The organism is Kitasatospora sp. NPDC056181 (assembly GCF_042266225.1).
Classification (GTDB): domain Bacteria; phylum Actinomycetota; class Actinomycetes; order Streptomycetales; family Streptomycetaceae; genus Kitasatospora.
The window spans coordinates 29,932-49,742 of the sequence record NZ_JBHJUK010000060.1 but is presented as its reverse complement, the minus strand read 5'-3'; the positions used below and the strand labels follow the sequence as shown (position 1 = coordinate 49,742).

Below are 19,811 nucleotides of genomic sequence, written 5' to 3'. Positions count from 1 at the left end.
GCCCCTCGGCCGACCAGGCCCGGCCCAAGCTCCAGCGCGTCAACGAGCAGCTCACCGCCGCCGTCACCGAGGCCACCGCCATCGCCTCGGTCTTCAAGGACGCCGGGAACGACTTCAAGGCCGCCAAGGCCAAGCTGGACAAGGCGGTGGCCGACGCCCGCGGCGCAGGGCTGACCGTGACCGACGACGGCACCGTCAGCTGGCCGCCGGCCGACTCGGCCACCCGGCACGACCCGGACGCCAGCCGGGCCTACAACGACGAGTACCGCACCAAGGCCGAGGCGGCGCGGAAGGCGATCGACTCGGCCGTCCAGGAGGCCACCGAAGCCGACGAGCGGGCCGCCTGGGCACTGCGCTCCGACGCGACGGCCCCCGACGACCTGAAGTCCTTCAACGCCAAGGCGGTCGGCGCCGGCCCGGACGCGGACGGCATCCGCGCCGCCCAGCTCGCGGGCAAGGGCGGCAAGATCTCCGACGCCGAACTCACCGAGCTCAACTCGCTGTTGGCCGCCAACCAGAACGACCCGCTGTTCTCCACCCGGTTCTACCAGGACCTCGGCCCCAAGGGGACGCTCCAGGCCTGGAACAGCATGGTCGGCGACGAGTCGCAGTTCAACGGCGCCAGCGACGCCCGGTGGAAGCAGTACCAGGAGCTCCAGAAGAACCTCGGGCTCAACCTGGCCACCGCCACCCGCACCACCAACGTGCCCCACCTGCCCGACCAGTGGGCCGCCGACCTGCGCAAGGCCGGCGCCGAACCGCTCTGGGACAAGCCCTACCGGCAGAGCGGCATGGACTACGCGCCGTACGGCTACCAGGTGCTGTCCGGCATCCTGCGCACCGGCGACTACGACCCGCACTTCCTCAACCCCATCGCCGAGCACGTCACCCAGCTCGACACCGACGAGAAGTACTGGCCCGCCCCGGTGTTCGGCCCGCGCAGCGACCGCCGCGGCTTCAACCTGCTGGGCCAGGACGGTGGTTCGGGCTTCGAGCCGACCACGGCCATCCTGGAGGCGCTGGGCCACAGCCCGGAGGCGGCCACCAAGTTCTTCCACGACGCGCCGACCGCCTACAACACCGACGGCACCGTCAACCCGAACGGCAAGGCCAAGCCCGCCGACTACCTCGACTACTTCACGCACGACAAGGAGTACACGCCGGACACCGTCTCGCAGAAGAACGAACTGCGCCAGGCGGGGATGAAGAGCGGTCCGGACGCGCTCGGCCACGCGCTGGAGGCGGCCACCACCGGCCGGGCCTACGACGACCACTCCGGCACTCCGGCCAAGCACACCGCCGACCAGGCCGACGTCATGAACAAGGTCGTGCAGACCTTCGGCACCCACGGCAACGGCGGCGTCCTCGACGACCTCAAGGGCGAGGACGCCAAGTTCGCCCCGCTGCGGGACAGCCTCGGGCACATGTCCGCCGACTACATCGGCGACGTCCAGCGGGCGCTCTCGCCGCACAAGGACGACCTGCCGGTCAACGGCGCCCCGGCCAACCTGAAGGAGGCCCCGGTCCGCGGCCTGCTGGACGCGCTCGGCCGCGACCCGGACGCGTACGGCGCGGTGGCCAACGCCAACCAGGCCTACTCCACGGCGCTGGTCCGCGGCCACATCGAGAACGGGACCGACTTCGCCCGGCTGGAGTCCGACATCGACTCCACCTCGCGGGCCGGCGGCGTCATCGGCGGCATCCTCAACGAGGCCCGGATCAACGAGGTCCACCAGGAGCACGCCACCTCCGACAAGGAGTACAACGAGGCGCTGGAGAAGAACGCCGGCTACGCGAAGACGGCGTTCACCACCACGATCGGCGCCGTCACCGAGAAGGTGCCGATCGCGGGCGAGGCCGCCAACTTCCTGGTCGAGGAGATCACCGACAGCGTGGTCAAGGCCAACGAGCGCGACACCACCGAGGACGGCCGCCAGGAGGGACGCGACTACGTCGCCGAGGGCCGGGAGGGCACGGCGCTCGGCGCCAAGCAGGCCGTCATCGACGCCGCCAACGGCACGAAGCTGAGCCCCGAGGACGTCCGGCGGCTGGCCGACAGCGCCGGCGACCGGGCCCTCGACGGCTACACCGACGGCTCCGGCGGCAGCCAGAGCTCCAACGGGACGGTCTCCGGATGACGCGCGCAGCACGCCCCGCAGCGGCCGCCGGGCTCGTCCTGGCCGCCGTCCTCGGCCTCACCGCGTGCGGCGGCGACGACTCGGGCAAGGCCGCCGGCGGCGCAACGGCGTGCGACGGGGTGGTCGCCACCGACCGCGCGGGCGCGTTGCTCGACGACGGCGCCGCCCCGGCGTACAAGCTCGACAAGCAGCTCGACGCCGCCCAGCAGCCCGGACTCCAGCTGCTGGGCTGCACGGCGGAGGCCGCCAAGGGCCTCGGGCTCAGCGTCCGGCTGACCGGCAGCGAGACCCCGGGCGGCGGCCTCAAGGGGCCCGAATCGCAGCCCGGCGAGCAGGTCTACTCGCTCGGCTTCGGCGACCGCAGCCAGGTCACCCGGTGGGGCGCCCGGCTGACCTTCCGGTGCGACGGCACGTACGCGAAGCCCGGCAAGCCGCTCTACTTCACCGCCGAGGCCGCCCCGTACCGGGCCTCGGGCCCGGCACCGGAGTCGCCCGCCGCCCGGTGGACCCCGGAGGCCTGGGCCAGGCTCGCCACCGACAGCGCCCGGCGGGCGGCCGGCGGGGTGCTCGGCTGCACCGCTCCGGTCGCCTGGCCGAGCGGGGAGCCGACGCTCTCGCCGGCCACCGCCGCGCCGACCCCGTCCGGAACCTCCGGGTGACGTTCCGGACCGGCACCGCCGCCGACCCGCCGACGGGGCGCCGCCTGGTGCTCGGCGCCCTCGGCGTGGCCGTCGCGGGCGCCGGGGCCGTCGGCTGGCTGGACTGGGACCGGCACCGGCCGGCCGAACCCCCCGGCCGGGCCGCGACGCTGTGCGACCTGCCCACCGCGGCCGGGACGCCGCTCGGCCGGCTGCTGCCGGACGGCGGGCAGGAGACCGAGGAGCGTCTCTCCCGCTGGGTGCTCTCGACCGACCCGAAGGGCTGTTCGGTCCGGGTGGACGGCCGGACGGCGCTGACCGTCCGGGCCACCGTGCACGACGGCTCCGTGGAGCCGCTCCCGGTCGGCGACGCCCGGCCGGACGAGGTGAGGAGCTTCGACGCCGGCTCCCGCTCCGCCTCCTGGCCCGCCGGCGCTGCGGTGGCCGAGTACTGCCCCGGGAAGCAGCAGCCGATCCGGCACGTGGTGGTGGAGGTGGCCCCTGGCGAGGCCGCGCGGACCGGGCACCCGGACGGCGACCGGGCGGACTTCGAGGCCATCGCCTCGGGCCTGCTCGGCGCCTACCGGAAGGCGGTGTGCGCGTGAGGGCGACCGCGGACGGCGCACGACGGGCCGGCGCCGCCCTCGGTGTCCTGGTCCTGCTCGGCGGCGGCCTGGCCGGCTGGCACGCGTACCTCGACGCCGCGGCGGACCACCCGCCCGCGGTGTCGCTGAGCCACGGCGAGTGCCGGGGCGCCCTCGCCGACGAGCGGGTCGGCCGGCTGCTGGGCCCGGCCCGCACCGTCCGGGTGGAGAGCGACTACCGGCCCGCGGAGGACGGCCGGCCACCCCGGCTGCGCTGCTTCGCCGCCGGGCAGGGCGAGCACGCGCTCTCCTTCGAGGTCGAGGCGGCGCGGACGGCCGAGGAACGCGCCGACGCCGCCGCGCGGGCGCTCCCGAAGGGGGCCCGCAGGTTCGACGGCGGCGGGGCCGACCACCGCACGGGCGTGCTCCGGTTCGACTGCGCGGTCAAGGCGCCGGAGACCGGGGAGGAACGCACCGCCCACTACCTGGCCACGGTGAAGGCCGGCCCGCGGGACAGGCCGCCGGCCACCGGGCCCGGCGAGGAGACGATGGCCGATCTGGCCGTCGTGCTCAGCCGGCAGGCGGCGGAGCAGGTGCTGGGCTGCACCGGCCCGGTCGACTGGCCGGCCACTCCGGTGCGGTTCGCGTAACGCGCCCCGCGGGGGGTGCGCACCGGGGCGGCGCGGGGCGGTGCCCCGGGGCGGCGCCCTCCCGGGCGGGCGGCACTTTGACGGCGCCGCCAGCCCGGGGGATCAGGCCAGCAGGTCGGACTGCAGGGTGACGACCTGGCGGAACGCCGCCGTCCTGACGCCCTTGGGGTTGGTCATGGTGACGACCCCGAGGACGTCGCCCGCCGACAGGTACGCCACCCGGCCGGTCGGTCCCGCGTCCGGACCGGTGGCCGGGGTCTCGCGGGTGGCGAGGTCGACGCCGTTGACCTCGTCCCAGCCCTGGGTCGGGCCGGTCTTCAGGCCGGGGACGTCCTTCGGGTCGCCGTTGGCGCGCAGGTCGGCGAAGACGTCCCAGGCCTCGGGCGAGCCGCCGAAGGCGAGCAGGCGGATCTGGGTGCGGGTGCCGTCGGTGGCGGTCCACTCCCGGACGGTCGCGGCGCGGCAGGCGTTCTGCAGCAGCAGGGCGCGCACCTTGGCCGCGTCCTTCTGCTCGCCGGCGAGGGCGTCGCAGGGAACCCAGTCGGCCGTGGCCGCGGCGGTGGCCCCGGCGGTCGGCGCCCCGGTGGTGGGGGCGGCGGACGGCGTGGCCCCCGCGGTCGGGCTCGCGGCCGGGCTGCCGGACGCGGCCGCCGAGGCCGTCGCGCTCGCCGGTGCGGTCGGGCTGGGGAAGACCACCGGCGCCAGCGAGCCGCCGGCCTCCTTGGGGGCGGGCAGGAGCAGGTACCGCAGGTCGGCGGCGTGACGGCTCTTGCTCTCCCTGGGCACGGCCTTGCCGGAGGGCAGCGGCGGCAGGACCAGGGCCGGGAAGGTGTAGCGGCCGTCGCGCTCGGTGGCCAGGCCCGGGATGTCCGTGCGGTCGGGTGTGGTGACGGCCACCGCGGCTTCCGTACCGGCGAGCGCGCAGACCAGGACGGCGGCGCTCCAGCGCACCGCCGCGCGGCGCCGGCGGGTGCGGCGGGCCGCGAGCTCCTCCGGGCTCAGCGGCTCGGGGACCGGCGGGGCGACGGGGACGCCCCACGGGTCGGCGGGTGCGGCGGCGGGCGCACCGGTGACGGCCCCCGGCGAGGGCGGCGCGAACGCGGCCGGGGGTGCGACGGGCGGCGGCGCGGGCGCGTCGGCGGGGGTCGCCGCGCCGTCCTGCGGGGTGACCGCGCCGTCCTGCGGAGCGACCGCGTTGTCCTGCGGGGTGGCGTGGTCGGTCATGCGGACGCTCCCGGGGTGGCGAGGCGGTCGAGCTGCTGGGTGAAGAGGGCGACGATCCTGTCCTTGGGCAGCGGTGCCACGCCCTCGGCGGTCATGACCACCAGGAGGTCGCCCTCGGCTGCCGAGCACTCCAGGTAGTCGATCGGGGCGGCCGGCGGGGCGGGCATCAGGTAGCAGTGCGCCTCGGGGTGGTTCGGGATCGCGGGGCCGATGCGGAAGATGCCGGTGTCGCCCGTGAAGACGGCGGTGTACTCGTTCAGCTTCTGCACCTCCTGCTGGTTGAACTGGCGCAGCTTCATGCCGATGACCAGGTCGTCCGCCTTGGCCTTGTAGCTGCGCACGCCGGTGGCCTTGACGTGCAGGCCCTCCCAGTACTGGCGCAGCTTCTCCTGCTTGTCCTTGGGGATCTGCAGGAGGTCGTTGTCCAGCTCCGCGGAGAGCTGGTCGGCGCTCAGCTCGACGTCGTTGCCGTAGCCGCCCTCGTCCGGGCCGAGCGAGTACCCGACCGGAACGGGCAGCAGCAGGTCGCGCAGCGAGCCGAAGTGGTTGCCGTTGGACTTGGCGCCGAACGGGGTCGGCGTGGCGGTCGGGGCGGGGGCGGCCGTCGGCCCGGCGACGGTGACGGGCGCGGGGTCGTCGTACTGGGTCTTGATGATGCCGATGCCGATGGCCACACCGACCAGGGCCGCCGCGACGGTCGCGCCGGTGGCGCGCAGGAGGCGGCGCGAGGACGGGGCGGGGCCCGCCGGTGCCGGCGCCTCGGGGGCGGACGGGGCCGCGGCGAACGCCGGCGGCAGGGGCGCCCCGGGGGCGGGCGCCGGCTCGGGGGTCGTGGACCCGGTCACGCTGCTGTCGCTCATACCAGCCGCTCCCACTGCTGCTTGGCAAGGCCCTTCAGGACCTCGGGGTCCACGGGCTGGGTGCCGAAGACCTTGATCTCCATCACCACCGTGCCGCGCTGCGCGAGCGCGGTGCCGAGGTAGAACTGCTCGGTGGTCTCGGCCCAGTACGAGGCCTCGCTGTCGACCTGGTAGCCGCCGTTGGCGTCGTCGGCGAACGGCTTCAGCCGGTAACCGGACGCACGGGACTTGGCCTCGGCGGCGCGGTCGGCCGAGAACTGGATCAGCGAGACCCGGACCTTCAGCCCGTCCTTCATCCAGTCGACCTCGGCGGCGCGCCGGAACTCCCTGGCGTTCAGGTTCTTGAAGGCCTCCGCCGACCGGCCGCTGTGCTCGGCGAGTTCGCCGACCGAGATCCAGCTGGGGGTGTCCGGGTAGTCGCCCCACGCGGTGCTGCCGGAGGGGGCGGAGATCAGCAGCTTCCGCAGGTCGCCGTCGATGGCGAGCGGCTTCGGCGCGGCCGCAGCCACGGCCGCCGGGTCCACCGACCCGGCCGGGTAGGACGGCAGCGCGACCTGGATCGGCGGCAGCGGCGTCGGCGGGCGGCTCGCCTGGACCGCGTAGCCGACGGCGCCGCCGACGACGGTGCCGAGCACCAGCCCGGACACCAGCAGCAGCACCGGCCGCGGGCGGCGGGGGCGGCGGACGGGCGCGGGCGCCTCGGCGGGCGGGAAGGCGTACGGGAGGGCGGGCGCCGGTGCGGGCTGCGCGGCGGCGGCCGGTGGTGCGGCAGCGGCCGGCGGCTCGGCAGGCGGTGCGGCGACCGGCGCGGGCGCGTCGGCGGGCGACGGCTCCACGGGTTCGGTGGTCACGGAGTGGCTCCAGAAGGGGAAGGGTGACGGCGGACGCGGGCGGCGGCGGAACTCAGCCGCCGGAGGACAGCCACTCGCGCTGGCGCTTCATCAGTTCGCTCAGCAGTGCCTTGTCCGGATTGCCCTTCACGTCGACGTCGATCGTGTACTGCACGTCGCCCTGGCTGGAGATGCCGGTCATCGAGCCGGTGTAGGCCTGCTGCTTGGGCTTGTGCACGTAGCCGTGGGCGTTCGGGTCCCCGTCGATGTCGATCGGGTCCAGCTTCATGGTGTAGTTCCTGGCGAAGTCGCCCGCTCCCCCGGTCGACGCGAAGCGCATCAGGGTCACCGTGACCTCGGCCTTGCCGTCCGCCGTGCGGTACGTCCGGTTGGCGGCCTCCTTGTACCCGTAGGAGCCGAGGATGCGCATGATGCCGTCCTGGTTGCCGAAGTTCGCGGCCACCTCGTCGTCGGTCATCGTCATGCCGTCGGCCGGGCCGTAGGACTCGCCGCCGTCGGGGATCGGGAGCAGGAAGTAGCGCAGGTCGCCGTCGTGCCTGCCGCCGCTGACGCTGCCCTTGACGGTGCTGCTCGGCTTGGGTGCGGGCGCGGCGGTGGCCGGTGCCTCGGTGGTCGGCGCGGCGGTGGGCGTGGCCTGGGCGGTGGCGGAGGCCGACGCGCCCGGGCCGGTGCCCGGACTCACACTGCGGCCGTTCTGCCCCGCGTTCGGCGAGGCACCGACCGCTCCGGCGACGACCGCCGGCCCGGGGTCGGGCTTGCCGACGGCCACGGTGACGGCGGCGCTGGCCGCGGTCACGGCGAGGAGGCCGGCGGTGGCCAGGACGACTCCGACAGCGCGCGGCAGCCGTCGCGGGGACGCGACGCCCTCGACGGGCGCGGCCCCGGGCGCGAACGCCGACGTGGGCGCGGTCACGGGAGCGGAATCGGGCGCGGCCACGGGAGCGGGAGCGGAATCGGACCCGCCACCGGGCGCGGACGTGGCAGCGGAATCGGGTGCGGAAGCGGTTTCGGACGACGCCGTGTTCGCCGGATCGGCGGCGGACGGCACGTTTTCGGGCGCGGACAAGGAACTCCCCCGGGGGACATGTGGAATGTCGCGCACGGGCCCCTCGCGGGCCACCCCCCGTGGCTCCCCGGACCGACCGTCACGCGTCTCACCAGGAATTATGAGAGCCCGTCCACTCCCCTGCCAACAAAGTTAATCGCCGCACTCCCACCCATGGTCGACTATTCGGACACGCCGTGATCGAACCGCAATGGGCGGGTCGGCCGCCGCTGCCGACCCGCCCTCGCCACCACGTCGACCCGCACCGCACCGCACCGGGCCGCAGCCGCATGCGCCGTACCGCGCCGTACCGCCGGTGCTGCGCCGCGCCGGGCGCGCTACGCGCCGATCGCCGCCAGCACCTCCCCCGCCGCCCGGGCGCCCTCGGAGGCGCCGCCCTCCATGTAGCCCTGGAAGTCGTACGAGGTGTGCTCGCCGGCGAAGTGCAGCCGCCCCTGGGCGGTGCCCTCGTACCCCGCCCAGCCGGTCAGGTAGCCGACCGGCCAGTACGAGTAGGCGCCGTACGAGTACGGGTTGAGGTGCCAGGCGGACAGCGTGGCCCGCCCGTTCCAGGCGGCGGACGTGCCGGGCCAGAGCACGTCGATCTGGCGCTGGTAGTCGCGGGCCAGGTCCCGGGTGTACGGGGTCGAGGCGTCCGTGAACGCGGCCGGCGGGGTGAGTCCGCGGGCGAGCGAGCCGCCGCCGTACTGCACCAGGATGCCGCTGCCGCCCGGCTGCCCCTTGGTGACGTCCCAGGCCTGCTGGAACGGCAGGTCGGCGAAGCACTCGGCGGCCGAGACGCCGGGCCACGGGCCGGTGCCGCGCCAGGGTCTGCCGGAGAACTGCATGTTGAGCTTGGTGCAGGCCCCCATCCGCATGTTCCGCAGCACCCCGGTCATCATCGGGTCGAGCCCGGCCCGGGAGAGGTCGACCCGCTGCTGGAGGATCGGCAGCGGCAGCGCCAGGATCGTGTGGTCCGCGGTGACGGTGCGGGTGCCGCCGCCGTCGAGGTCGAAGTCGAGGGTCTGGGAGCCGTCCGCGTTGCGGGTGACGGCGGTCAGCGTGTGACCCGGCCGGACGGTGCCGGCGGGCAGCGCCCCGGCTACGGCGTGAGGGAGTTGGTCGTTCCCGCCGGTGATGTGGTACCGCTCGTCGGAGCCGCCCCAGATGTTGAAGCTGCCCGGCTGGGCCTGCCAGGAGAGCATCTGCAGCAGGGCGAACGCGGACTGGTCGGTGGTGTCCGCTCCGTACTCGACGTTGTACGCGACGTCGAGGAGCGCCCCGAGGAGGCTGGAGGACCCGCCCGGCACTCGGGAGTCGATCCACTCGCGGACGGACGTCCGGTCCAGCCGGACGGCGGCCTCGCCGTGGTCGTTCCAGGTCGGACCGGAGCCGCCCGCCTGGACGTCGGACTTGATCAGCTGCCAGATCTTCTTGAAGTCGTCGTCGGCCTGCGCCCTCGGGTAGTACCCGCCGTGGAACCAGAAGTGCTGCTCGGCCTGCGACCCGTACGCGGCCGCCACGTCGGTGGTGCCGAGCCCGAAGCGCTGGCAGAGACGGAGCACCGTGTGGTGCCCGGTGTCCACCAACTCACCGCCGTACTCGGACACTTGTCCGTTCAGCCAGAGGCCGGGCCGGACCGCTCCGCCCCCCGAGTACATCCGGCCGCCGATCCGGTCCGGGTTGGCCTCGTAGACGGTGGCGGCGACCCCCTTGTCGGCGAGCGTGAGGGCGGCGTTGAGACCGGAGATGCCGGCGCCGATGACGGCGATCCGGGGCGCCGGGCCGGTGAACCTCTCGGCGACGGCGCTCTGCGCGCGGGCGGGCCGGACGCCGGCCGGCCCGAAGGCCGCCGCGCCGAGGCCGAGCGCGGCGGCCCGGGCCAGCAGCCGGCGCCGGGACGGACCGTCCGGCTCGGACCGCGCCTCGTCGCGCAGTCCGCGGTACTCGCCGACCGGCATCCCGAGCCGGTCGGCGGCGGCCTGATCGGCCACCAACTTCCCCAGGAGGCGGGCTTGTTCGGAACGCGGCATGTGGGAGTCCTTCCGTGCGGGGGCGGCCGGCCCAGTGTGCTGGCCGGCGCCCCCGCCACGGCAGGAGCAGCCTGTAGCCGGGCCCGTCAAAGGCTTGACGGCCTGCCACCGTGCGCGTCGCGCCCGGTCCGGCTATGGGGACCCGGTGACCCGGTTCAGGAGTGGGCGCGCTCGGTGGCCTCGACGACCTTGCCGGAGGAGTCGATCGCGATCTTGTAGTCGCCGCCCGAGCAGGGGTAGAAGCCCTTGGTGCCGGTCGGGTCGGCGAGGCACTCGCCGATGTGCTTCACCAGGTCGGCGACGTTGACGTCCTTCGAGGCCGTCATGACCGAGTTCAGGTGCCCCTTGGCGGTGGGCGCGAACGGCGCGCTCTTGTCGGCGCCGGTCGGCTGGAAGACGACGTCGTTGACGCCGCACGCGGTCTTGGTGTCCTTGTAGACCAGCGTGGTCGCCGTCGTCCCCTTCACGGGGTAGACCCACTTCTGACCCGCCGGCAGGGGCGTGGCGTCGCAGAACCCCTCGGGCCCGTCGCTCGCCCCCGCCGAGGGCTTGGCCGCCCCGCCGGTCTTGCCGGTCTGGCCGCCGGTCGGCGCCGCGGAACCGGTGGCCGCGGCGGTCGGCGCCTTGGTGGCCGGGGCCGTGGTGGCGGGCGCGCCGCCGCCCGCCTGGTCGGAGGAGTTGTCCGGCCCGCAGGCGGTGAGCCCCAGCGCCGCGACGGCCACCAGGCCGACGCCGAGCACCCGCTGGACGGTGACCGTTCCCCGGAAAGCAGACATGCTGAAAGAACCCCCGTTTAACGCATGATCAGATTGTCAGGTGCGGCGGAAAGACTAGCGCCTCGGTCGGATACCGTGACCGGTGGCGGGGCAGGGGCCCCGACCGCAGAGAACGCTCGGGGGAGCTCACATGCCAAATCCTGATCTGGCCTCGCAATTCACGGTCGATCCGGCCGCACTGGACGGCTGCGGGCAGAGCGCACAACACATCGGCGGGCAGATTCCGGGCGAGACGACGAAGATCACCGCTCCGAGCGACCAGGCGTCGGCGACCCTCGCGGGCTGGCAGACCGCCGCCTCCCTGCACAGCTGCAGCACCAACTGGAAGACGCTGCTCGACAAGCTCGGCGGCGACATGTCCGCCTGCGGCAGCAAGCTCGTCCAGACGGCCGCCGGCTACCGCCAGGGCGAGCAGAGCGCCTACGCGCACCTGCGGGGGAGCAACGCGGCCGCCGGCGGCGGGGCACCGGCCGGCGCCGCCACCGACCCGTTCGGGACGGTACTGGCGAGCGAGACCGCAGGCGCCGGCCGGAAGGACCGGTAGCCGTGGACATCGCGACGCTGTACAACGCCAACATCACCAACATCACCATCGCCAAGAACGCCTACGACGCCCTGGCCACCGCCTTCGGGCAGCACGTGGACGCGTGGCAGCGCGAGGTCGCCGACCGGCTGGCCGCCTCGCACTGGACGGGCGACACGTCCGACAAGGCACAGGCGGAGATCCGGGACCTCAGCACCAAGCTCCAGGCCGCCCGCCAGGAGATCTCCTTCGTCAGCCGCGCCCTCGCCGACGCCGCCGAGGCCTTCGCGGCGGCCCAGTCCCACCTGATCAAGGCCCTCGACGACGCCAAGGCGAAGAAGTTCAACGTCGCCGCCGACGGCCGCATCACCTGGGACAACGAGCCCACCTCCGCGAACTACGCCGGCGACGGCGCCGAGGCGGCCGCCAAGGACATCAGCAAGCGGATCACCGACGCGCTGAACGAGGCCGACCACTCCGACGGGGAGATCGCCAAGCGGCTGAACCACCTCTCCCACAACGCGACCAGCGGAACCGGCCTGGACGCCGGCACCGCCAAGGCCGACCAGGACGCCATCGCCGCCCTCGACCAGGCGCCCCCCGCCGGCACCGACCCCAACGCCGTCAAGGCCTGGTGGAACAGCCTCACCGACGAGCAGCAGCACCGGTTCGTCCTCAACCACCCGGACCAGATCGGCAACCTCGACGGCATCCCGGCCGTCACCCGGGACGAGGCCAACCAGATCCGCATGGCGCGGACCAAGCAGGACCTCCAGACCCAGCTCAACCAGCTGGGCCCGGAGCCGCCGAAGACCGTCGTGACCCCGGGCGGGATCATCACCAACCCCATGTACAGCGCGTGGAAGACGCTGCACGACGACGCACAGGAGAAGCTCGACAGCATCAACACCATCGAGAGCCGGCTGAACGGCGACAAGCTGAAGGCCCGTGACGGCCGGCCGGCGTTCCTGCTGGGCTTCGACACCACGGGCAAGGGGCGGGCGATCATCGCGATCAACAACCCCGACACGGCGGACAACGTGCTCACCTTCGTCCCGGGTACGCACGCCCGCTTCGGCCAGGCTCCCGGCGACATCGACAAGGCGGACGAGATGGCCAAGACCGCCGCGGAAGCGGACCGCACCAAGACGACGGCGACCATCGCCTGGGTGGGCTACGACGCGCCGCAGAACCTCGTCCCCGAGGCCTCGTCGAACTCGTACGCCGAGAACGCCGAGAAGGACCTCGCCCGCTTCCAGACCGGCCTGCGCACCACCCACGAGGGCGCACCGTCCCACAACACCCTGATGGGCCACAGCTACGGCAGCGTCACCGTCGGCTTCACCATGCGGGACCTCAGGCCCCCGGTCGACGACGTCATCCTCGTCGGCAGCCCCGGGGTCGGCGTCGACCACGCCAAGGACCTGAACATCGACCCCTCCCACGTCTACGTGTGCCGCGGCAGCGAGGACACCATGATCAAGAACGCCGCGCGCACCGGCCTGCTGTTCGGCACCGACCCGGTGGCGGACGAGTTCGGCGCCCAGCACCTGCCGGCCGGGGACACCGACCACTCGCACTACTGGAAGCCCGGGACACCGCCGGTCGCGGCGTTCGGCGCGGTCGCGGCCGGGAAGTGGACCGGCTGATGAAGCGGACGAGCACCCGGCGGGTGGCCGCGGCCCTGGCACTGCTGTTCACGGTCGCGGCGTGCGGCCACGACTCCGACAGGCCGACCATGACCCGGGCCGAGGCGAAACAGCGGACGCAGGACTACATCGCCCAGGTACTGGCCGCGTTCCCCCAGCCCGTCACCGCCGCCGCCGGGCGGGAGAACGACGGCTACTGCTTCAAGGACGACGCGGTCTCCGAGGAGGACGGCCGGGTCAACGCCGTCACCGAGAAGACGCTGCCCGGCGTCCCCCTGGCGAAGCACGCCGAGTACGTCGCCGCCTTCCGCAGCAAGGCCGAGGCACTGGGCTTCACCTCGACCGGCTCCGGGACGTCGCTCTACTTCACCAACAAGTCGAACGACTTCTCCGCCAGCATCATGGAGATCGGCGACGCCGAACGGACGCTGCAGATCGGCTTCGTCTCCCCCTGCGTCTGGCCGGACGGCACGAAGCCGCCCGGCTAGGAGCGCGCCACCGGACCGGCCCGGGCACCCCGGGCCGGTCCGGCGGCGGAGGGCCGGAGGGCCGGAGGCACGCGTGGCGACCTCCTCGACCGCGGCGCCGCCGGGTCCGCGAGGAGACCGAGGAACCGCGAAGGAGGACGACGACGTGACCGACCTGCCGGAGGACACCCCCGAGAGCGCCGCGCAGAAGCTGGACAGGATCCGGACACCGGCCGAGATCGATGCGGCGTTCGATCGTGGCGACCCCTACGTCGGGACGGCCGTCATCCGGCTGGTCTTCAGCTGCGAGGACTTCGACGTCGTCGCGTCGCGGGTGGAGCGGGCACTGCGGTCGGCGGACTTCACCACGCGCGAGCGCGGCTGCACGGCCGCCGGAGACATGACGCGGGTGTTCGGGAGACTGTCGCCGGGGATCTACCGACGACTGCGGGAGATGGGCCCCAAGGGCCAGGCGGAGGACCCCGTCTCGGACGTTCTGACGTTCATCCCGTTCCGCGAACTCCCGCGGTGGTTCAAGCTGCAGAAGATCCGCAGCACGGTGATGCGGTTCTGCTACCGGCGATGGAGTTCGATCGTCGATGCCGGCGACTTCACGGCCCGGCTGGTGAAACGCGTGGCCGGCCGGCCACGCGGCCGTGCCGGAGGATAGCGGCGGTCGCGCCGCGGGGACGGCGTGACCGCCACCGGGCGGACCCCTCGGCACCCTCACAACCTCGGTCTGTCCGCTCGCCCACCGCAGCCTGACCTGCGGAAACGCTCACCAAGGGTGCCCGGGAGCTGCCCGGCCTCAGATCGCGATCAGTCGGACTCGACCGCCGCAGAGCTTGGCCATGTCGTCGACATCCGACGTGAGCATCGCCACCGGTCCCGGTTGGCGCAGTGCCATCTCGGCGACGGTCGCGTCGATCGCGTACTTGTGGCCGTGCAGGCCCGCCTGCTTCAGCAACTCGGCAGAGGCTCGGGCGGCCTGCTCGGTGACCGCCTCGATCTTGACCTGTGAGAGCACCCAGTTCAGCCGAGGAGCGCTCACCCGGGCGTGCATGACCTCCACGATCGTGTTGGCGCAGACCACCAGATCGGCCGCCATGGAGTGGAAGGACCGGATCATCGCGAGCACGCCACGGTCCTGTGAGATCCAGGCGGATACTCCCTGGGAGTCCAGTACGACGGTCTCGACGCGCTCGCTCACGCGGCGGTCGCCGCGTTCCCGGGCCCGGCCGGGCCGAAGATCTTCGTATGCGCGGCGGCGAGCTCGTCGTCCGTGAACGCGCCGTGTGCCTCCTCGTAGCGGCGCAGCTCCTCACCGAGCAACTGGTGCCTGATCTGCCGGGCGACCGCTTCGGCAACATAGCCGGAGACGTTGTCCGTCAGTTTCTTCAGCTCCGCCACCTGCTCGGTGGGCAGGGTGACCGTGATCCGCGTCGTAGCCGCCATGACACGAGCATACTGCGGTATGCCTCGGCTTCGCCGGCCTTTGCCGGCACAGGGTCGACCGCATGCGCTGGAGCACGGTGATCCTCGTCCACCGGCGGGCCGAAGGACGGAAGATCCGCCGGCGGGCCGGGGAGGGACGCCGGCCGGTGCTCGGGGCCCGAGCGGCCCCCGGCCGGTCGGGCCCTTCCCGGACACGCCCGCGGTTGCGTGCACGGCCTGCTCAGGCGACGGGCGGGGTGGGGCGTTCGCGCAGGAGGAGTACGGCGTTCAGAACGACCACCGCGGCGGCGAGGCCGTGGACGCCGTACGCGGTGGCGGCCGACCCGTGGTTGCCCAGAACCGTCAGCATGTCCGTGAGGGGCGCGAAGGCGAGCCCCAGCAGCACCCAGCCGAGGGCCTTGCGGTGGCCGGTCAGCAGGAGCGCGAAGACGCCCAGGCAGATCGAGATGTCACGCCCGCCCTTGACGGTGAGGAAGCCTGTGCCCTCGTGCTCGGGCCAGCTCGGCAGCCCGAATCCGGCCGCGGACGCCTGCGGATCCAGCAGGTAGAGAAGGCCGATGTACAGGAGGAACAGGCCGCTCAGGACGGAGAGGACGGTGGTGAAGCGCTTCATGGCTTTCCTGTCTTTCGGGGAGTTCGGGGAGTGCTCGGGGAGTGGTCGGGGAGTGGTCGGGGAGTGGTCGGGGAGTAGGGGCGGTCCGGGCGGAGGCGGTCGGCGTGGTCAGCCCCGGACACGGCGGGTGGCGCGGGCGTACTGCGCGCGGCCGACGGCGTACCAGAGCAGTCGGGCGGGGAGCGGCAGGCCGCCGAGGATCGCCGCGCGTTCGGCCGCGTCGGCCTCCTCCAGGACCATGCCGAGGAAGAACAGCAGCTTGGGTTTGGGCGTGTGGGCCAGGAAGTGCTCGCCCATCGCGTTCCACTCGTGCAGCCACAAGTGCTGTGCCGCGAGCGGGAGCAGTGAGGTCTCCTCCTCGTCGAGGTGCTCGACGAGGACCGCGCGGTGCTCGGCGAGGACGGCCGTGAGCGCGTCGCGTTCCGCCTCCGTGGCCCCCGGCTCCCAAGCGGCCAGGGCCGCTTCGGCCGCCGCGAGGGTGGCGGCGACGCGTTCGTGCTGGGCCTCCATCCGCAGGACGAGGTCGGCTTCGAGGTCGACCCTGGCCAGCAGCGGAGGCCACAGGAACGCGTCCTCGCCGTGGTGGTGGTTGCTCAGTCCGAGCCGGTAGTCACGGAAGTGGTCCGCCAGCACACGGGCGCGGGTGGTGTCTCCGGGAGCCACGGCGGCGATCAGCTCGATGAGCAGTCGCGACTCGCGGCGCATTCCGCGGTGGATGACCACCATCTCGCGGGTGTTCGGACGGGTCTGTACGGGTGCGTTCGTGGTGTCCATGCGAGAAGCCTCGCCGGGGGCTCCTGGAGGGCGTTTGGAAGCGACTTGGAGGAACGCCCGGAGGAGGGCGGGCCGTCTACGATGTGCCTGGTGATGGTCTCCCTACGCGTGCTCGGCTCCTTCACGGCCGAGTGGAACGGCGGGCCCGTCCCGCTCGGCGGCCGGCGGCAGCGCGCGGTGCTGGCCCGGCTGGCGGTGGCGCGCGGCGCGGTCGTCTCGGTCGACCGGATGGTCGAGGAGATCTGGCAAGGCGCCCCGCCCGCACGGGCGGTGACGTCACTTCAGGCGTACGTGTCGAACCTGCGACGGCTGTTGGAGCCCGGAAGGGCGCCGCGCACTCCGGCCACCCTGCTGGTCAGCGCACCACCCGGGTACGCGTTGCGCCTGCCCGACGGTGCCGTCGACGCCTGGCGGTTCGAGCGGTTGCTCCACGAGGCGCGCGAAGTCTCGCAGTCGCGGCCGGAGGCCGCGCGGCGCCTGCTCGGCGAGGCACTGTCGCTGTGGCAGGGCACGGCGTACGCCGAGTTCGTCGACGACTCCTGGGCCCGTGCCGAGGTCGCCCGTCTGGACGAGTTGCGGCTGGTCGCACGCGAGTTGAACGTGGTCGCCGGGCTGAGGTCGGCGGATGCCGCCGTGACCGTTCCCGAGGCCGAACTGCTCACGCTCGACGAGCCGTTGCGGGAGGAGGGCTGGCGCCTGCACGCACTGGCGCTGTGGGCGGCGGGCCGGCAGGCCGACGCGCTGGCGACGCTGCGCCGGGCCCGCGCCGTCCTGGCGGCCGAGGTGGGTCTGGATCCGGGGCCGGCGCTGAACGAGCTCGAAGCGGCCATCCTGGGCGGTCGCACCGCGGTGCTGCAGGCCGCGACGGAGGTTCCGCAGCACCGGCCGCCGGCCTCGCCCGAAGGCCGGAACGCCCCGGCTCCGTCGCACCGCCCCGCGACCGGCACGCGCCTGTTCGTCGGCCGCGACGCCGAACTCGCCCGGCTGGTGGAGGCCGCCGGCCGGACGGCCGGCGCGGGGCCCGGGGTCGCGCTGGTCACCGGCGAGGCGGGTCTGGGGAAGTCGGAGCTGCTGGAGCGGCTCGGCGAGCGGCTCCGTGGTGACGGCTGGCTGGTCGCCGAAGGCCAGGCCACCGACGACGAGGGCGCGCCGCCCGCGTGGCCCTGGGTGGCGGCGCTGCGGACGATCGCCGCCGCCGCACCGCCCCCGGCCGAGTCGGCCGAGGTCCTGGCCCCGCTGCTCTCCGACCGCGCGTCCGGCCGGGGCCCCGACGAGGACGTGGCCGCCGGCCGGTTCCGCCTCAACCGCGCGGTGTCGCAGTGGCTCGCGGCGGTGGCCCGCGAGCGGCCGTTGGCCGTACTGCTGGACGACCTGCACTGGGCCGACGCCGAGACGCTCGCGCTGCTGACCGGCCTGACCGACCTGCCCTCGGGGACACCGGTCCTGGTCGTGGCCGCCTACCGTCCGGACGAGACCGGGGGCCCGCTCGCGGACCAGCTCGCCGTGCTCGCGGGGCGCTCGCCGCTGCGGGTGCCGCTGCCGGGGCTGCCCGCGGCGGCCGTCGCCGAGGTGATCAAGGCGGCCGGTACCGGGCCGGTGGACGCCGGGACGGTCGCCGCGCTCGCCGAACGCACCGGCGGAAACCCCTTCTACGTCTGGGAGAGCGCCCGACTGCTCGGCAGCGAAGGTGCGTTGGTGGCCCTGTCCGAGGTGCCGGAGGGCGTACGGGACGTGGTCCGGCGCAGGCTCGGACGCCTCCCCGAGGCGGTGGTGGCGGTGCTGCGGCTGGCCGCGGTCGTCGGGCGCGAGGCGGACGTCGAGCTGCTGGTCGGCGCTGCGGACACCGACGAGGACGGAGTCCTGGGCGCGCTGGACGCCGGTCTGGTCGCCGGGCTGCTGACCGAGCCCGCCCCGGGCCGCGTCCGGTTCACGCACGCGCTGGTGCGCGACACGCTGCTCGCCGATCTGAGCGGCCTGCGGGCCAGGCGCATGCACGGGCGGATCGCGGCCGGCCTGGAGCGGCTCGGTTCGGGCGACGTGTCCGCGCTGGCCCACCACTTCGCGCGGTCGGCGGCATCGGCCACGGCCGCCAAGGGAGTTCACTACTGCCTGCGCGCGGCCGACCTGGCGGCCGCCCGCTACGCCCACGACGCGGCGGCCGATCTGCTCGCCGCGGCGCTGGACTGCTTCGACCGGACGCCGGCCGGCCCGTCGGAGGACCGGGAGGCGGAACGCGTCGACCTGCTGGGCAGGCTGCTGCGCGCCCGGGTGCGGGCCGGGGCGGTCATGGCCGCCCGCGCGACCCGGCAGCGGGCGATCGAGTGCGCGGTCGGCACCGGACGGAGCGAGCTGGTGGTCCGCGCGCTCACCGCGTGGTCCGAGCCCACGCCGTGGCAGACCCGGCCGTACGGCACGGTCGACGAGCCCGTCGTCGCCCTGCTCGGCCGGTCGCTGGACCTGCCGGACCTGACACCCGCCGCCCGGTGCGGACTGCTGCTCGCCTACTGCGCCGAGCTGTCCGACGAGCGGAACCCGCGGGTGCGGGCCGCGGCCGAGGAAGCCGTGGAGATCGCAACGGCCCTGGGGGATCCCGGCCTTCGCGCGAGGGCGCTCGCGGCGCTGGTCCGCGAGCTCGACGTCGAGCGCGAGGGGGGCGGGCTCGCGCTGCGGAGCGAGGAGCTCGTCCGGCTCGCCACCGAGCACGACCTCCCTGCCTTCCGCTGGTTCGGTCTGTTCAGCCTGTCGACCGCCGCCGCCGCCGAAGGCGATGTCGCCGGTGCTTACGGCCACGTCGACACGTGCGTGGAACTGGCCCGGGCCTACCGGATGCCCGGGCCCGTCGTGGTCGGTCAGACCGCGCTGGCGACGCGGGCGCTGATCGAAGGGCGCACCGGGGACGCCGAGGAGCTGTACGCCGAAGCCACCGCCGCAATGGCCCGGCAGGGCTCTCCGCACGCCGACGGCTTCCTGCAGATCGCGACGGCGACGATTCGGACCGCTCAGGGAAGGCTCGGCGAGTTCGTCCCGCAGGCCCGGCGGCTGACCGAGGAGTACGGCCCGCCGATGGCGGACCTGCTCGCGGCGGCCCTGTGCGCCGCCGGGCGGCAGGACGAGGCCCGCACCGTCCTCGCCCGGGTCGGGCCGCTGCGCACGGACTACCTCCTCAAGGTCTTCGCGACCTTCCGGGCGATGGCCACGGTGGCGCTCGGTGAGGAGGAACGGGCCGACGAACTGTACTCGACCCTGCTCCCCCACCGTGACGCGCCGCCGCCCTCCTCGGGCTTCACCCTGGCGATCCGCCCGGTCGCGTACACGCTCGGCGAACTCGCCCGCCTGCTCGGCCGCGACGCCGAGGCGGCCGCGCACTTCGCACACGCGGCCGCCACCGCCGAACGGTGGAGCACCGCCCTGGGGCGCGGCGGCAGCGGCTGACCGGGGTCGTGGAAGGCGGTCGTGGGCGCCGGCCACCTCGGTCAAGCCTCGTTCACCCGTCGCACGCCGAGCCGGGCTGCACGCAGCCGGGGATGTTCC

Annotated in this window: 19 protein-coding genes; 9 read left to right on the top strand and 10 right to left on the bottom strand. The window is 74.1% G+C overall.

The features are described from left to right. The 4 genes from ACFC1F_RS22790 to ACFC1F_RS22775 form a co-directional block, all read left to right on the top strand. Positions 1-2,138 (top strand): hypothetical protein (locus ACFC1F_RS22790; protein ID WP_376160735.1); only part of this gene is annotated, 2,138 nt, incomplete at its 5' end. After that, a complete protein-coding gene (locus tag ACFC1F_RS22785) occupies positions 2,135-2,797 on the top strand; it encodes a hypothetical protein (RefSeq protein ID WP_376160733.1) in 663 nt (220 codons plus the stop codon). The genes ACFC1F_RS22790 and ACFC1F_RS22785, both read left to right, overlap by 4 nt. After that, positions 2,794-3,381, top strand: a complete 588-nt coding sequence (locus ACFC1F_RS22780) for a hypothetical protein (protein WP_376160731.1) — start codon at positions 2,794-2,796, stop codon at positions 3,379-3,381. Before ACFC1F_RS22785 ends, ACFC1F_RS22780 begins: the two co-directional genes overlap by 4 nt. Then, complete coding sequence (locus ACFC1F_RS22775) at positions 3,378-4,010, top strand: hypothetical protein (RefSeq protein ID WP_376160729.1); 633 nt, start codon at positions 3,378-3,380, stop codon at positions 4,008-4,010. The genes ACFC1F_RS22780 and ACFC1F_RS22775 overlap by 4 nt, the downstream gene beginning before the upstream one ends. 102 nt (positions 4,011-4,112) lie before the next feature. On the opposite strand, the gene ACFC1F_RS22770 is transcribed toward ACFC1F_RS22775, so the two are convergent. From ACFC1F_RS22770 to ACFC1F_RS22745, 6 genes are all read right to left on the bottom strand, one after another. Next, the gene (locus ACFC1F_RS22770) at positions 4,113-5,234 is read right to left on the bottom strand and encodes a hypothetical protein (RefSeq protein ID WP_376160727.1); all 1,122 of its coding nucleotides are present in this window, start codon (positions 5,232-5,234) and stop codon (positions 4,113-4,115) included. Continuing rightward, entirely contained in the window at positions 5,231-6,094 is an 864-nt protein-coding gene (locus ACFC1F_RS22765; protein ID WP_376160725.1) for a hypothetical protein, read from the bottom strand. Before ACFC1F_RS22765 ends, ACFC1F_RS22770 begins: the two co-directional genes overlap by 4 nt. Then, positions 6,091-6,945: a hypothetical protein gene (locus tag ACFC1F_RS22760; RefSeq protein ID WP_376160723.1), complete on the bottom strand. Its 855-nt coding sequence runs from the start codon at positions 6,943-6,945 to the stop codon at positions 6,091-6,093. The genes ACFC1F_RS22765 and ACFC1F_RS22760 overlap by 4 nt, the downstream gene beginning before the upstream one ends. 52 nt (positions 6,946-6,997) lie before the next feature. After that, entirely contained in the window at positions 6,998-7,858 is an 861-nt protein-coding gene (locus tag ACFC1F_RS22755; protein WP_376160722.1) for a hypothetical protein, read from the bottom strand. Positions 7,859-8,328: 470 nt separating this feature from the next. Beyond that, positions 8,329-10,023 (bottom strand): flavin monoamine oxidase family protein, encoded by a 1,695-nt coding sequence (locus tag ACFC1F_RS22750; protein ID WP_376160720.1) that lies wholly within the window; start codon positions 10,021-10,023, stop codon positions 8,329-8,331. A gap of 155 nt (positions 10,024-10,178) precedes the next feature. After that, a complete protein-coding gene (locus tag ACFC1F_RS22745) occupies positions 10,179-10,799 on the bottom strand; it encodes a hypothetical protein (protein ID WP_376160718.1) in 621 nt (206 codons plus the stop codon). 130 nt (positions 10,800-10,929) lie between these two features. Here ACFC1F_RS22745 and ACFC1F_RS22740 point away from each other — a divergent pair, with 130 nt between their 5' ends. The 4 genes from ACFC1F_RS22740 (at position 10,930) to ACFC1F_RS22725 (ending at position 14,108) form a co-directional block, all read left to right on the top strand. Further along, positions 10,930-11,343, top strand: a complete 414-nt coding sequence (locus tag ACFC1F_RS22740) for a hypothetical protein (RefSeq protein WP_209417206.1) — start codon at positions 10,930-10,932, stop codon at positions 11,341-11,343. 2 nt (positions 11,344-11,345) lie between these two features. Further along, positions 11,346-12,971, top strand: a complete 1,626-nt coding sequence (locus tag ACFC1F_RS22735; protein ID WP_376160716.1) for an alpha/beta hydrolase — start codon at positions 11,346-11,348, stop codon at positions 12,969-12,971. After that, positions 12,971-13,459, top strand: coding sequence for a hypothetical protein (locus tag ACFC1F_RS22730; protein ID WP_376160714.1), 489 nt, complete (start codon positions 12,971-12,973; stop codon positions 13,457-13,459). Before ACFC1F_RS22735 ends, ACFC1F_RS22730 begins: the two co-directional genes overlap by 1 nt. Before the next feature lie 145 nt (positions 13,460-13,604). Then, the gene (locus tag ACFC1F_RS22725) at positions 13,605-14,108 is read left to right on the top strand and encodes a hypothetical protein (RefSeq protein WP_376160712.1); all 504 of its coding nucleotides are present in this window, start codon (positions 13,605-13,607) and stop codon (positions 14,106-14,108) included. A gap of 138 nt (positions 14,109-14,246) precedes the next feature. Here ACFC1F_RS22725 and ACFC1F_RS22720 read toward each other — a convergent pair whose 3' ends face one another. The 4 genes from ACFC1F_RS22720 to ACFC1F_RS22705 all read right to left on the bottom strand — a co-directional run bounded on the left by ACFC1F_RS22720 (position 14,247) and on the right by ACFC1F_RS22705 (position 16,280). After that, a complete protein-coding gene (locus ACFC1F_RS22720) occupies positions 14,247-14,648 on the bottom strand; it encodes a DNA-binding protein (protein WP_376160711.1) in 402 nt (133 codons plus the stop codon). After that, positions 14,645-14,893: a hypothetical protein gene (locus ACFC1F_RS22715; protein ID WP_376160709.1), complete on the bottom strand. Its 249-nt coding sequence runs from the start codon at positions 14,891-14,893 to the stop codon at positions 14,645-14,647. The genes ACFC1F_RS22720 and ACFC1F_RS22715 overlap by 4 nt, the downstream gene beginning before the upstream one ends. 220 nt (positions 14,894-15,113) lie before the next feature. Then, a complete protein-coding gene (locus ACFC1F_RS22710) occupies positions 15,114-15,506 on the bottom strand; it encodes a DUF4267 domain-containing protein (RefSeq protein ID WP_376160707.1) in 393 nt (130 codons plus the stop codon). 108 nt (positions 15,507-15,614) lie between these two features. Beyond that, positions 15,615-16,280 (bottom strand): hemerythrin domain-containing protein, encoded by a 666-nt coding sequence (locus ACFC1F_RS22705; RefSeq protein ID WP_376160705.1) that lies wholly within the window; start codon positions 16,278-16,280, stop codon positions 15,615-15,617. Between the two features lie 93 nt (positions 16,281-16,373). On the opposite strand from ACFC1F_RS22705, the gene ACFC1F_RS22700 reads away from it, so the two are divergent. Beyond that, positions 16,374-19,712 (top strand): BTAD domain-containing putative transcriptional regulator, encoded by a 3,339-nt coding sequence (locus ACFC1F_RS22700; RefSeq protein ID WP_376160737.1) that lies wholly within the window; start codon positions 16,374-16,376, stop codon positions 19,710-19,712. Positions 19,713-19,811 lie beyond the last annotated feature (99 nt).